Origin of the sequence: Simiduia curdlanivorans (assembly GCF_030409605.1) — a bacterium.
Lineage (GTDB): Bacteria > Pseudomonadota > Gammaproteobacteria > Pseudomonadales > Cellvibrionaceae > Simiduia > Simiduia curdlanivorans.
Map to the genome: position 1 here is coordinate 2,260,584 of NZ_JAUFQG010000004.1, position 14,032 is coordinate 2,274,615.

Genomic DNA, 14,032 nt, shown 5'->3' on the forward strand with positions numbered 1-14,032 from the left:
ATGACGACTAATAGCAAGCCACAATATCAAGTCCCACTCTTTTGGAAGCTGTTGATGCTATCCATGGGGATATTCTATTTACTCCCTGAAATCATCTTTAATGCAGCTTTGGTGGATGCAGCCAGTGGATCAACAGGATTCCAGTACGATATTAAAACGGTTGAATTATTTGGCCGAGGTATCAGTGGTATCGGCATGTCCATGCTCGTCATGGATCTATGGGTCACAAAAGGGCGACTTAAAAATCCCCTATCAATATTAATTGTCGCAATATTGTCCTTTGCCATCATATGGCCGACCACGTTCTTTGGGCAAAAAATATTGGTAGATCATTACCTCATCAATGGGTCGACCGCGAAGGAGCGACAGCAGGCCTACGGAGCTCAGATAGCTAAGCAGTCGCTAGCAATGAAAACTATTCAGCTAGAGGGGATAGATATCGACCGTGATGCGCCTTTAACACCGGAGGACAAGACGTTTTTATCGGTGTTCTCAGGCCTCCTGTTCTCTGATGAGCGACTATTGAAGCGCTTTGAAAAGAAGGCTGAGAACATTGTTGAAAGCTATGTAGCAGAAAAGGCAAAACTCGACTTTGATGATACCTATGCTGACTATAAGCGGCTAAAGGAAGAGGTTCGTGATATGTATGGCCGGTATGATGATGCCTCTATCGATTATGAACATGCCTACAATTCTTGGCCTGGTGAGTCCGATAAACAATGGTCAATGGTTTTAAATAATATTGATACTGGCTGGGGAAAATACCAAAAGGCCGTTAAATCCTTTGATAGCAAAATGGATGCGAAGGCGCAAGATGTTACGCCAGACATTAAGAAAGAGCTCAAAAGACTCTCAGGATGTGCAGAGGAAAAGAGTCGTGACCGGGCTGTCAGATGCCGCAATAATGCGAATGATCGATTTGATCGCGAAGCTAAGAGACATGGTCTCACCAAGCTAGCACTGGCAGATTTCTACGGCTTAAAAAAACGGTCTTGGGCTGAAAAGACATTTACTAAACTAGGTTCGTGGTATTTATCGGGTGGTCTGGCCTTGTTGTTGGATGGCGCAAAACTCTATCAGGGTAAAGATATCTCAAATGATTACGTGCTAGTGATCGTGGATGATGTTTCTTGGTATAAGAAAAAGTTAATCCTGGCCTTTGAGGACGATTTTAAGAAAGATTCTGGTGGTTACCCCGTTGGTATAAGCTCATTCACTGAGTTTAAAGATCACGCCGTTACACAGGATAAAGCCAGAAATGAGTTACGTAAGAATGGCTTAACACTGGCAGATAGCTGGGATCTTACTCAGAAGCCTGCGTTCCGCGAGTCTGTTAAGTCTTATGTTCAAAGTGAAGCTAAGATAGAATGGCGTCGTGGAATTAAGAAGCAGGGCCTTGATCTGCAGCCGGGGCTTTCGTGGGTACAGTTTCAAGAAAGCAGCTCACTTCAAAAGAAAATACGCAACCGCATAGGCGATGACGCTTATGTAATAGGCATGCGCTTTGATTGGAATAATACATCCTTCTATAACAAGGTTGTCGTTCCTCAAGTAAAGAGAGAAACCAAGCGTATGATCGAGTTGGCCCGGTCAAGCGAGTCAAAGTTCGAAGATGGCGGCAAGTATGAAGAGGCTGGAAAGGAAGCGCTTCGCTCAACGTTGGTGCCACCCATTTCTATGGCTCTGAGCTTGTTCTTGGTATTGATGACAGCCATAAAAATCCCGTTTCAGGTTGTGGGATTACTTCCTGCTCGTGCCCCCAAAACGCCGAAATATGAGGTTGGAGCTGAAGTTAAGCATGTCGAGCCGGATACCAATAAAAGCATATTGAGATTCTTACCCTTAAAAACATCTTGCTTTTTAGCTTCGATATTGCTGTTGATTGCTTTGCCTTTTACATTTTGGGGTGATCGTATAACCGATGACAGTATTATGGCTTATTTCGAGGAAAGCCTTGAAAAACAGGATGCTGAGAATGTTGCCAAAGCACTAAGATGGACGATATTGGTGCAGCCTGAGTTCTACAGACTGGCGTCAATTATCACCGAGAACACGCCACTTCTTGCTTATTTTGATGAATACTCTGAGGAGCTTGCCAAACAAGACGACGAACTTATTTACCTGATTAATACGTACATCGATGGCACCGCTATATGAGTGATTCCCAGCTAGAGAAATTAATCTTTTTAGATATAGACGGTGTAGTTCACAAGTTGAACTCAGGTACACATATGCACTGGGAGCAGTGCATGAAAGATCCAACCTTCTTTTTGCCCGAGCTTGTTGCTCGTGTTCTTGCGATTGTTGGAGCGACAGGGGCGGGGATCGTTATCAGCAGTGCCTGGCGGAGAGATTTCAGAGTAGATCAGTTTAATGAAGTCTTCGACGGTAAGGTCGTTGGGGTAAACGGTCACTTTGGTGGGGACTTCAAGGAATACAAGAAGGGCCAGATCAGATACAAGGAGTGCCTGACGTATATCGCCAGCAACAAACTGCCCACTGCGCGCTGGATAGCGATTGATGACCAGCCCAAGCACTACCCAGGCCGAAACAATATATTTATTACTGATGCCAGTATTGGGATTACAGAAGCCATACAAGATGACTGTATTCGTTATCTAAATCGCTGATGCAAATATAACCATAGCGCCAGTGTCGAAATAGGAAGAAATATGCTCAATATTGATCCGCTCATTATTATTGATATCGAGGCCTCAGCCTTGGGCAATGATAGCTATCCCATAGAGATCGGTATCTATTCCGAAGAGCATTCAGGCTCATTGCTGATTAAGCCATGAGATAGCTGGACACATTAGGACCCGAATTCGGAAAGCATTCACGGAATTTCAAGGCTCGACCTTATCGATAACAGTACGGATGCAGTTGGAGGAAGGCAATCGGGGTCAGATAAGAATAAAGGCGTATAAATCATCTTTTGAGATTACCGTCTACATCTAAACCCCAGTGTTACATTCACCTCACGCTTCAATGGCGGCAAGGATGCTGAGATGGCAAGACTACCTCGGATATCTCTCATAGGTATTGGTCAACACATCGTTCGGTGCGGCAATAATCGATAGGTTTGCTTCGGCTTAGAGGAGGATATGTCCTGCTCCGTACTGGTTAGCCGAATACGCCAAAGAATTCAAAGTCCACATTCATGCATGGGAAATAACTGGGACATCGGAAATAACTGGGACATCCACCTTAAATCCGAATTTAAGGAAATAACTGGGACATCCATCTTAAATCCGAATTTAAGAAATCGACGCAACTTGATCAATAACGCCAAACTGGAGTTAAGCAAATCCAAGTTAGATTTTCAATTGAGCTTTTATGCGAAAAAATGCCAAGTTTGGCTCGACAAAAATTCTTCCGGCGGCGATTCGATTGTGGGGAAGGTGTGTAAGTCGGCTCAACTAAGCAAACGACAGCTACCTAAGCCTGGCGTGCGTTGATAGCCTAGTTTTTGACAGGCTTGTTTTAATTTATAAACCCCGCCCACTAAGCCCTTGAACCGACTTTCAAACTGTGTGGCGCTGTAGAGCCAGTGTTTTGGATCTATGTCGAGACGGGTTAGTATGGGGGGAGTTTCCGCAACGATAGCATCACGTTTATTGCTGTGCATTTGTTTGCCTGTCCAATCCAACAGATCCAAATAGTCGGCTAACTTAAACGGTAAGCCTGCTGGTATATCTTGCTTTGGGTTACCTACAAATGGCCGAAGAGACTTTGGCTGTTGTTGTTTGTGGTTTGGATTGTGGGCAATTTTGGCTTTAGTGATGCGGCGCTTAGCGCTGGTGTAATCAGATTGCTCCGGTGTTTTTGCTATCTTGGCGCGCACAGGGTTTAGATCGACATAGACCATGCACGCAGCTAGAGCTTTTTCATCAAGTAGCGCCTGAGATTTAAACCGGCCCTCCCAGAAGCGGCCGGTACAGTTGTCTTCTGAGTTGGCATCACGCGCAATGGGTTCGTTGATTTGACGCATAAACCAACTGATATTTGCCAGCCGGCTACGCCACACTGCAACGCAACTATCAAGCGCCTCTCGCTCAGCGCTTGCGAGTTGATCACCCCGTAAAAATCGTTGACTGAAGAGATTACCTTTAAACAGTAGGTGCCAGCGCTGAATAACGTCTTCAGTTGTCCAGGTTTCAGCTTGCGCAGCGTCTATTTCTAGAATCAGATGGTAGTGATTCGACATAACGGCATAGGCGCATACGTGGATGGCGAATATGTGGGGCAGGGCGAGTATTTTGTCTTCAATCCACTGACGTCTGTGCTCGAAATTATTTCCCTGCGTATCTATGCCGCAAAGAAAGCTACGGCGCACGCAGCGAGACACAATATGGTAGAAAGGTGTGGTGTCAGCATCGATAAGTTGTTTGCGCGGTTTAGTCATCCCTGATCACCGGTAGCGATTTTAAATCATTTATACGCGCAAATTAGCGTGTCGCCTACCGTTAATTAGTATGGATTGTTTTGTGACTGATGGTTATCTTTTATTAGGGTGGCTGCCCTGGTTATGCTGGCCCTGGTTATGCTGGATGGTTATGCTGGATGGTTATGCTGGATGGTTATGTTGGATGGTTATGTTGGATGGTTATGTTTTATTAGGGTGGCTGTCCTGGTTATGCTGGTCCTGGTTATGCTCCGGTTATGCAATGCGGTTATGTTTTTAGGGTGGCTGTCCCGATTATGTTTAGTCCCGATTATGCACTCCGATTATGCAGTCCTGGTTATGCTGTTATGTTACCGGTTATGTTTTCATAGTACCCAGCCTTCGGTGGAGGGAGTAACTGATGTGCAGCCTCGTGTAGTGAATGGCTGCCCCCTATTGTCGATTGCCATCGGCACAACACGTCAGCCTGCGCTATGCTTAAGTTTTACGCAGCCGGTAAGCACGGCATGAAGATTCTCGGCATTCTATTTTCTGTATTGGCCATAGCGCTACCCGTTCATGGGGCTGAGATTCAAGTGGTCGCTGCTGAACTTGCTCCTCACGCTGGGCTGCTGTTACCACAGCAAGGCTGGGTGCCCCGCGTATTGACGCTCGCGTTAAAGGATAGGGGCTATGAGCCGTTGATCCAGTTTATGCCCTTTCCCCGGGCGCTCTCCTGGGCACAGCAAGGACAGGTTGAAGCGATAGCGCCACTTTATAAAAGTGCCGCGCGGGCCGAGTATCTATTGTTCTCTGAACCTTTGGGCTGGTCCCAAACCGCGTTGTTTTACCACAGCAAAAAGCCAATTCATTTCAAGGACTTGGAAGACTTGAAAGGTCTTAAGGTCGTGCTCATGCGCGGCGCCCGCGTTAGCGACGAGTTTGACGATAATACTGGCATGGTACGTGTTGAAGTCACCAGCTATGAGCAGCAGGTGCGCATGCTAATGGCGGGGCGTGTGGATGCGATAGTCGGCGAGGAATTTGTGGTGCGAGCAATGTTGCGTCAACAGTATTCTCCTAGCGCACAAGACATCGTACAGGCGGAGCAGCCTTTGGCTGTGCAAGCGATGTACGTGGGTGTGGCCAAAAACGCAAAGTATGCCGCTGCAAAATTGACAGCCATTAACCTGGGCCTCGCCCAATTGCGTGCCTCCGGCGTATATGCAGCCATTTTAGCGGAATATGGCATCGTCTATCGTAAAGGTCATTTGTTTGCTATCGACGCGATGGATACGTTCGAAGCGCCTATCGAGCAGCGTTTAGGTGAGGAGATGTGAGATGCTTAAATCGCGCGGGCAGAAGTCCCGATCCCAACTTCAAGGGACTATAGTCTTTAGGTTGCCAGTCTACATTGCCATCTTTAGGATGGAGGCATTTTTCCATTTGCCCGGCTTTATGTCGCGGGATCTTTTCACCTACCAGTCAATCTAAAATACTTACTATGCAATCAGACCCTAAAAAACTCGTCGATAAGAACCGAAACCTTATTCACTCAGAACTGATGAAAGTGGTATCACACGTGCAGCGGGATCAGGATGATTGGGTCTTGCACACGGTGATGGTTGAGGGCTGCGATGTGCCGTTTAAGTTCAAGCGCAAAGGCAAGTATCAAAATTTGAAAGGCGCTAGGGTGAATATCACCTATTACCCGGAACAGGAAACGGTTGCTGGTATGGCGTTTGAAACGATGAAAGTCGTGCGTATTAAACGGGGGTGATTATGCTTAGCAGCAAGCAGCAAGCAGCAAGCAGCAAGCAGCAAGCAGCAAGCAGCAAGCAGCAAGCAGTAAGCGCGCCGAAGCGCGCTCGTGTTAGTGCTTAAACGCTAGCGTTAATTTTTTACGTCTTTCGCTGCCTTTTTAATATCATCGGGCGTTTGTTCTAGCGCGGTTTTTTCAGCTTTCAATTCAGCCTCTACGGCTTTTGTTGTCGCTTTGGCAGACTTAGCGGCAGAGACTCCGGCTTCGATATCTTTCACAAGCGCTTGGTCGCCAACCTGTTCAATAATCGCGGCTTTTGCGTTTTCTCTGGCGCTGCTAACGGTAGATGCCACGGCTTTTTGCATTTCTTTTTCTATCGTATTTTCAACATTCAGCAGCGCTTGGACTTTTTCTTCGTGTGCCTTTTTGAACTCGAGGGCTTGATCTAGGCGCGCTTGCACCTCAACGGGCAAGGTGGGTATTAGCGCTTCCTTGGCGTTGGCGATTTGTTCTGAGAACACCTGGGGCATGCCATCTTGTATCAACATTACTGCCATCTGGTTGGTGTCGGCGTTCCAGACCATGGCGGCTTGGTCGGCTATTTCGCGCACTTCGCTGGGCGCGTAGCGGGACACCACATAATATAATGCACCTTCCTTTTGGATGCTTTGGGCTGTGTTCAATAATTTCATGGTGGGTTCGTAGCTATCGCCCAAAATCGCGGTCATACGATCTTTCACCAAGGGAATTTCGAACAGGTCTACATCGGCGGGGTTGAAGCCTATTAGGGGTGTTAATAGGGCTCCCATCAACCGGGCCTGCATTTGATTGCCTACTAATAACGACGAGACACAACCAATTAGGCACAGGCAAAGCGCTGCGCTGAGCAGAAGTTTTTGAATACGCATGAAAAGGATACTTTAGAAAAGAGTCTATGTTTAGCCGAATGGCGTTGCTAAGGCGCGCGATGATTGGGTTTCACGGCTGTTAGCGGCGGGCATTCTGCGCTAGCGGTTGTTTTTCGTCTAGCGGTATTTGTTGCTTTTTGCTCGCCAGGCTCAGCGCTGGTGGTTACGAGGGTTGTGCATTTTTTTAGTCGAAATTTGGCTAGGGCGGGCGGATGGTGATCCTGTGCCGCGCAGTTGGCTTTTTAATAAGTGGCCTTCAGTGAGGCTGAATGCAAATAGGGAATCGTCAATAAGTCGCCGAGGTTGACGGCATTGATTTCACTAAATGTGACTTTTGGGCGCAATGGAGAAGTCCGTGCTAGGTAAGCCGTGGCGTTATAGATCTGAACGGAGGTGGCGAATCTGCGAGTAGTTTTCAAACTCCTTAAGATAGGAGGGGTGATGAAAATTTTTGTAAAGCCTCCGTTTTTACTGACGCTTCATTTAACTTCGGTGACAAACAACCCGGTTTCGGCCTTGTTCCTTGGCTCGATATAGCGCTGCGTCAGCATCGTGTATAAGTGCCTCTAGATCTGTTTCGTCAGCGATATCCGCAACGCCTAAGCTGATGGTGATTTTTGGGGTCTCGGGTAGTTCCATCACGACGAGGCGGCATCGCTCTGCCAGTTGGTTCGCTGCATTAGTATCTGTTTCTGGGCACACCATTAAGAATTCTTCGCCGCCATACCTGCCTAGATAATCAGCCTCTCTGCAGCACCCTTTGAGTGCTTGGGCGACGTGATTCAATGCATCATCACCAGCTTGGTGGCCTTTTGTATCGTTAATTTCCTTGAACAAATCGATGTCAATCATAATCACGGAAAAATTGCGGTTGTAGCGCTTAGCTCGAGCGAATTCGCTATGGCCTAAGCGGATGATTTCGCCGCGGTTGGCAACCCCGGTTAGCGCATCGGTACGGGCTAATTTTTCCAATTCTGCTGTTCGTCTTTGCACTCGCTGTTCGAGTGTTCTGTTGGCATTTATGAGCTCTTCTTTCACGGTAAGTAACTCTCGATTACTTAACTCCAGTTGTCTGGTGCTAGGAATTCTACGAATGCTCGGTATCAGCCTGAGTAACATAATGGCTGTTATTGTAGAGATCAGCCCCGTGCCGAACTTTACCAGGCCTTCAATAAAATAATAGCCGTGCCAAATATTGATTATGCCCATCACGTGACTGACGCCACAGGAAAAAATAAAGGCGGCGAAAAGCCAGAAAATCCAATCGAAACGCAGGTCGTCGCGGCTTCGTACGATATAAACGAGGGTTATTGGAATGATGGCATAGGAGAGCGCCGTTAGAATGTCGCCACCTAGATGAAGAAACAGTAGATCTTCTCGCCAAAGTAAACAATGACCGTGGGGCATTAGGCTGCCGTCAAACAGCTTTTCGAATACAAACAAAGACCACCTCTACCACAATTTATACGTTATGGAGTTCAAACCAGCACTCAGTATAGACCAATAAAAAACCTGCTGTTGAGCTAAGTGCTTGGTTTTTATCAGGTTAAGCGCTTATTCAACACGTAATACCCGCATGTGCTTTCTGACATTCCAGCGCTTGTTAAGCGTCTGGACCAATAGGCGTCTATTAAGTGGCTCTATGGTGTTTCTACGCCGTTGTTACTATCGGGTTTCCTTAGATCTAGCGGTGGATGATTCGCGTTGCCGAGGTGCAGCGAGACGCGTTGCTGTGCCCAATCGGGGCTGCTGAGGTGGCTAGGGATCGACTGTAAATAGCGCGCTTTTGCACATAATAACTAATCGAGTCATACGGGATAAAATTATGCGTCCAGTTAAATTGATCTTGGCCTCAGCTTTGCTCGCGAGTATGTCGCTGGGTTGCCACGCAGACGTCCAAGAAGATTTTGAAGATGGCAATGCCGACGGCTGGAGTACTACGGGTACAACGGCCATCGTAACTAACGTCACCATCGGCCAATACGCACTGCGCCTTAAAGGTGGCGCTACCGCCGAACGCAGTTTTTCGGCCGACGGCGATGTGACGGTATCCGTTGCTGCAAGTAGTTTGGAAACCAATGACCGCTGCGATGTCTATGTTTCTAACTCTAACCAAAATTGGGGTACACCCCTGATAACCTTGAACAACGGGCAGGACAATAGCTCGTTTTTTAATGCCACCAAAACCATCACTGGTGGCACCACCTATATTCGCTATGTACAAACCGGTAGTGCGGCGGACTACTGCTACGCTGACGGCATTAGTATTGTCGGCTCAGCCGCGCCCGCGCCTAAACTATCGCTCAGCGGGAGTGCTGCTTTTGGTTCGGTACTTGTCGGCAGCAGCGCCAGCAAAACCGTGACCATTTCAAATACCGGCAATGCAAACCTAACCCTCACCAGCATGACCGGCGCCAGCGCTCCCTTTGCCTTGGCAAATAATAATTGCGCCAATACCACCTTAAGCCCCAGCACGAGTTGTAGCTTTAACGTGAATTTTACGCCCACCGTTGTGGGCAGTGTCGGTGCTTCGCTGAGTATTGCCAATAACGATACACCAACAACGTTATCGCTAACCGGCACCGGAAGTGATGTGGTCACACCACCGTCTGGCTCGCTGCACAGCTTTACTGGTGATGGCAATGTCAATCGCACGGCGCTGAGTTACGCCCAGCTCAATGGCTCAAGTATTGGCATGGTGGATTTCAGTCAGTACAGCCACGGCACCTCTGAACTTAATGCCGATAATTCCAAAGCTAAGCAACCGAGTAACAGTTTTTCTGGTCGCTTGGTGCTCAATGCTGGTAACGATACGGCGCTGAGCTTTAATGAAACAACATCGGGTCGGGCGCAAGCGGGTAACTATGTGTCGCCCAATACCTTACCCAGTTTTGACTTTGAGTTTGTGCAAACCGGTTCGCACATCATTCCCCAGCAGCGCGGTCTTGTTGTAACCGGCCACGGCGATTGGAATTACATTCTAGAACCCGGGCGGGTTTGGGATGAAAACAACGACCAAGGCTTTTCCCGTGCCGCCATTCCCTTTTCGCTACAAGAGAATCAAGCCAATTGTACCCATAACGGCATACTAACCTTCTTGTTTAAAAACGACGGCTCTGTATCCAAGGTGGCCGTGCAAGTGGGTGGCGAAACCTGTTTGTATTTTAATTACAACTTGTGGGGCTTGGTGTCGGCCAGCTATGTGCCCGGCGCCGTTAGCGATACATCGAATTTAATCGCTAACTACGAAGCGGAAGTGCTTAACCGTATCCCCACGAAAGCCATCTCTGAATTGGCGGTGGATTACCCTGGTGTTGTGGTGAGTAATATCGCCGCAGAGCAGGCCTCAGGTGAAACCACTCACGGGGTTTACTACAACGGCATTCATTACGCGGCGCCCTGCGTGACACAAAATGGCAATTACCCCTTCTGCGAGGTCATGGGCTTGCCGTCTTATTCAACGGCGAAAACGGCGGTGGCGAACTTCGCCCATGCTTTATTGAGCCAGCAAGACGGTGCTGTAGCGCGCAACATGAAAGTGGCCGACTACGTGAGCGAATGTCAGGATGGCATTAACGGCACAGCGTCTATTTGGAGCGATGTGACCGTTGAAAATGCCTTGGATATGGCCACGGGGAATTATCGCCTTTCATCTTATGAGGGTGACGAGGGCAGCACAGCAGTGTTAAATGATTTCTTCTTGGTGTTTACCCACGCGGAAAAAATCAAGCACGCTTGCGAGCGCTATATTCGCAAGGCCACACCTAACACACACTTTTCCTATCACTCATCGGATACCTACATTGCCGGCGTGGCCATGGATAATTACTACGCCGCTGGCGATCTATTCGATAAGTTAGTGAATGAGGTGTACAAGCCGTTGAAGTTAAGCCCGGCTACTTACACCACCGTGCGCACTCAAGCCAGCCCAGCCGATCCGTTCTGGAGTCACGGCATGAACTGGCACGCCGATGATATGGTCAAGCTCGGTAAGTTGGTTAATGATCGCGGTGTGATTAACGGCCAGCAGGTGTTAGACCCAGCCATTATGGATGACATGTTATTAAAAGGCAGTGATAACGGATTGGAAACCTACGGCAGTGAGTCAACTTATATAAACGGTATGTGGACTTATGATATGGGCCAGCGTAGCTCGCCACTTTGCCCAGCGGGCTCTTGGGTAACTTACATGTCTGGTTACGGTGGTATTGGTATTGTGCTATTCCCCAATGGCGCAGTTTTCTACCATGTTAGTGACAGTAATTCTTTTGCCTTTGCCGGTGCAGAAGCAGAACTACATAAGATCAGTAATATTTGCGGTAACTAAGCAAAAACTGACGCGCCAAATTGATTGAACTGTAATTGATGAACACCCTTCGCCGCGCTATGGAGAATTTGCCTAGCGCGGCTTTTTTCTTTCTGAGTCTACTGTTTAACTGAGCTGATAAGCGCAAATGCTCACGGCGCTGGCTAAGTTAAGGGATTCAATAGTCCCAGAGCCGGGGATGGTAAAGGCTTGGGCCCGTAGATCCTGTCTCGCTTGCTCGGGTACACCGCGAGCCTCATTGCCAAATAGATAGCATTGAAAATCACCGAAGCTGTTATGGCCGATAGTTTCGCCTTCCATATCTAAGTAGGCAACGCGCGAGTAGCGTTGGTTTAACTCAGCGAGTTCTACGTCCAATTCCAGCGGCAAATGAAAAATAGCACCCATACTGGCGCGCACGACTTTTGGATTGTAGGGGTCGACGCTGTTGGGGCTTAATAAACAGCGAAAATTACCGAACCAGGCGAGGGTGCGTAAAATGGTGCCGAGGTTGCCTGGGTCTTGGGTTTCAAATAAATAGATGGCGCGCTCTGCGCTATTTTTTTCGTCGGACGTTAATGTCGAGCTGGCCCTAGCGAGATTTTTTGCACTGGGGATGGGCACCAGGGCCACAATGCCCTGCGGTGATTTGGTGTCGGATATTTGCTGCATTTGCCGTTCGGAAATAACTGTTTTTTCGAACCGGGTTTGCCAATACTGATAATTTTCCGTAACAAATAGTTTCGCGTCTTGGAGGTTAGGTTGCTTATCTGCCGCCTTCTCCAGTTCTAGAATGAGATGCTCGCCTTCGACTAAATAGCAGCCAAATTCCGCGCGGTATTTTTTCTGGTGCAGTTTTTTTATGTCGTCAATTTTCATTGCGCTACTTCACCCCTATCTTCCAGCATCGCTATGGCTAAGGCTTCGGCGACTTTGATGCCGTCTACCCCGGCCGATAAAATGCCGCCAGCGTAGCCCGCACCTTCGCCCGCGGGAAAAAGGCCTTGGGTATTTAAGCTTTGCAGTGTGTGGTGGTCGCGGGTGATGCGCACGGGCGATGAAGTGCGGGTTTCTATGCCGGTTAAAATCGCATCGGCTCTATCGAAGCCGCGAATTTGTTTGCCGAAGGCGGGCAGGGCTTCGCGAATGGCGTCTATGGCATATTTCGGCAAGCTGCTGGCGAGATCGACAAGTTTGATGCCGGGTTTGTAGGAAGGTTCTACTTCACCTAATTGGGTTGAGGCTTTGGCTTTAATAAAATCGCCAACTAATTGCGCCGGCGCGCTGTAATCTTCACCACCTAACACATAGGCGTGAGATTCTAATTTTTCTTGCAACTCAACGCCCGCGAGTGGGCCGCCGGGGAAATCCTCTTCGGGATTAATGCCTACCACAATACCCGAGTTAGCGTTGCGCTCGTTGCGGGAATATTGACTCATGCCATTGGTGACAACGCGACCTTCTTCAGAGGTGGCGGCCACGACAGTGCCGCCTGGGCACATGCAAAAGCTGTACACCGCACGGCCATTTTTCGCGTGGTGTACCACTTTATAATCGGCCGCGCCCAGCTCTGGGTGGCCTGCGTATTTGCCTAGTCGCGCGGTATCGATGAGTGATTGCGGGTGCTCGATACGAAAGCCGATGGCGAAAGGTTTTGCTTCCACGAACACGCCATTTTTATGCAGCATTCTAAAGGTATCGCGGGCGCTATGGCCGAGGGCGAGTACAACATAGCGACTATCGATGCGGCTACCGTCGGCGAGTGTTACACCTTGTACTCTGTGTTTTTGATCGCTGTGATTGTTGCCGTTCTGGTCGAGACGTATGTCGGTCACTTTACTTTCAAAGCGCACCTCGCCACCTAGGGCAATAATTTCTTCGCGCATGGCCGCCACTACGCCGGTTAGGCGGAAGGTACCTATGTGCGGTTTGCTGACAAACAGTATTTCTTCCGGCGCGCCGGCGCGGACAAATTCGTGCATCACTTTGCGGCCGTAAAATTTCGGGTCTTTAATTTGGCTGTAGAGTTTACCGTCGGAAAAAAGCCCAGCGCCGCCCTCGCCAAATTGCACGTTTGATTCCGGCGTTAACTCGTGTTTGCGCCACAGTGCCCAGGTGTCTTTGGTGCGCGTGCGCACGTCGCGGCCGCGCTCGAGCACGATGGGTTTAAAGCCCATTTGCGCCAAGATCAGTGCGGCGAATAAACCGCAGGGGCCGAAGCCAATAATAATAGGCCGTTCGGTTAGTTTTTCGGGCGCTGTCGCCACAGGGTAGTAGTGGGTATCCGGCGCGGGTTTGATGTGGGTATCTTGTTCAAAGCGCGCGAGCAGGGCGGCTTCATGGCGCACTTCCACGTCGACAATGTAGATGAATTTGATTTCCGTATTCTTTTTACGCGCATCGTAGCTGCGCTTAAACACCTGCACCTGTAATAGGTCGCTGGGGTCTATGGCTAGGCGTTGGCTAATCGCCTGATTGAGCGCCTCGGGCGCGTGGTCGAGGGGCAGGGCGAGTTCGGTGATTCGTAGCATGCGGGCTTCCTGGCCGGTGTCTCCGGCAAAGGCTAAAAATAGCGGTAATTGTACCTAGGGGCGTCGAAATAGCCAGTTTTCTAAGGCGGGATGTTTTTGCCGCCAGACCGGTGAGCGCGTACAATTGCCGACTTTCATGGC

Annotated in this window: 11 protein-coding genes; 6 read left to right on the top strand and 5 right to left on the bottom strand. The window is 48.8% G+C overall.

The annotated features are described in order from the left end of the window. From QWY82_RS10060 to QWY82_RS10070, 3 genes are read left to right on the top strand one after another with little or no spacing between them, the layout of a single operon-like run. Positions 1-2,157, top strand: coding sequence for a hypothetical protein (locus QWY82_RS10060; protein ID WP_290261849.1), 2,157 nt, complete (start codon positions 1-3; stop codon positions 2,155-2,157). Beyond that, positions 2,154-2,630: an HAD domain-containing protein gene (locus QWY82_RS10065; protein ID WP_290261850.1), complete on the top strand. Its 477-nt coding sequence runs from the start codon at positions 2,154-2,156 to the stop codon at positions 2,628-2,630. Before QWY82_RS10060 ends, QWY82_RS10065 begins: the two co-directional genes overlap by 4 nt. A gap of 42 nt (positions 2,631-2,672) precedes the next feature. Further along, positions 2,673-2,798 (top strand): hypothetical protein, encoded by a 126-nt coding sequence (locus tag QWY82_RS10070; protein ID WP_290261852.1) that lies wholly within the window; start codon positions 2,673-2,675, stop codon positions 2,796-2,798. Positions 2,799-3,415: 617 nt separating this feature from the next. Here QWY82_RS10070 and QWY82_RS10075 read toward each other — a convergent pair. Further along, positions 3,416-4,405 carry a transposase gene (locus tag QWY82_RS10075; protein WP_290261854.1) on the bottom strand — a complete coding sequence of 330 codons (990 nt, stop codon included), beginning with the start codon at positions 4,403-4,405 and terminating at the stop codon, positions 3,416-3,418. Between the two features lie 473 nt (positions 4,406-4,878). Between QWY82_RS10075 and QWY82_RS10080 the strand changes: the two genes are divergently transcribed. Both QWY82_RS10080 and QWY82_RS10085 read left to right on the top strand, forming a co-directional pair. After that, positions 4,879-5,724 (top strand): substrate-binding periplasmic protein, encoded by an 846-nt coding sequence (locus QWY82_RS10080; RefSeq protein ID WP_290261855.1) that lies wholly within the window; start codon positions 4,879-4,881, stop codon positions 5,722-5,724. A 164-nt stretch (positions 5,725-5,888) separates the two neighbouring features. Further along, entirely contained in the window at positions 5,889-6,164 is a 276-nt protein-coding gene (locus tag QWY82_RS10085) for a hypothetical protein (RefSeq protein WP_290261857.1), read from the top strand. A gap of 113 nt (positions 6,165-6,277) precedes the next feature. Here QWY82_RS10085 and QWY82_RS10090 read toward each other — a convergent pair whose 3' ends face one another. Beyond that, positions 6,278-7,054: an Ivy family c-type lysozyme inhibitor gene (locus QWY82_RS10090; protein WP_290261858.1), complete on the bottom strand. Its 777-nt coding sequence runs from the start codon at positions 7,052-7,054 to the stop codon at positions 6,278-6,280. Between the two features lie 483 nt (positions 7,055-7,537). Then, positions 7,538-8,497, bottom strand: coding sequence for a GGDEF domain-containing protein (locus QWY82_RS10095; RefSeq protein WP_290261860.1), 960 nt, complete (start codon positions 8,495-8,497; stop codon positions 7,538-7,540). 382 nt (positions 8,498-8,879) lie between these two features. Here QWY82_RS10095 and QWY82_RS10100 point away from each other — a divergent pair, with 382 nt between their 5' ends. Then, entirely contained in the window at positions 8,880-11,381 is a 2,502-nt protein-coding gene (locus QWY82_RS10100) for a choice-of-anchor D domain-containing protein (protein ID WP_290261863.1), read from the top strand. Positions 11,382-11,486: 105 nt separating this feature from the next. On the opposite strand, the gene QWY82_RS10105 is transcribed toward QWY82_RS10100, so the two are convergent. Both QWY82_RS10105 and QWY82_RS10110 read right to left on the bottom strand, forming a co-directional pair. Further along, positions 11,487-12,239, bottom strand: coding sequence for a TrmH family RNA methyltransferase (locus tag QWY82_RS10105; RefSeq protein ID WP_290261865.1), 753 nt, complete (start codon positions 12,237-12,239; stop codon positions 11,487-11,489). Then, the gene (locus QWY82_RS10110; protein ID WP_290261867.1) at positions 12,236-13,891 is read right to left on the bottom strand and encodes an NAD(P)/FAD-dependent oxidoreductase; all 1,656 of its coding nucleotides are present in this window, start codon (positions 13,889-13,891) and stop codon (positions 12,236-12,238) included. Before QWY82_RS10110 ends, QWY82_RS10105 begins: the two co-directional genes overlap by 4 nt. Positions 13,892-14,032: the final 141 nt, after the last annotated feature.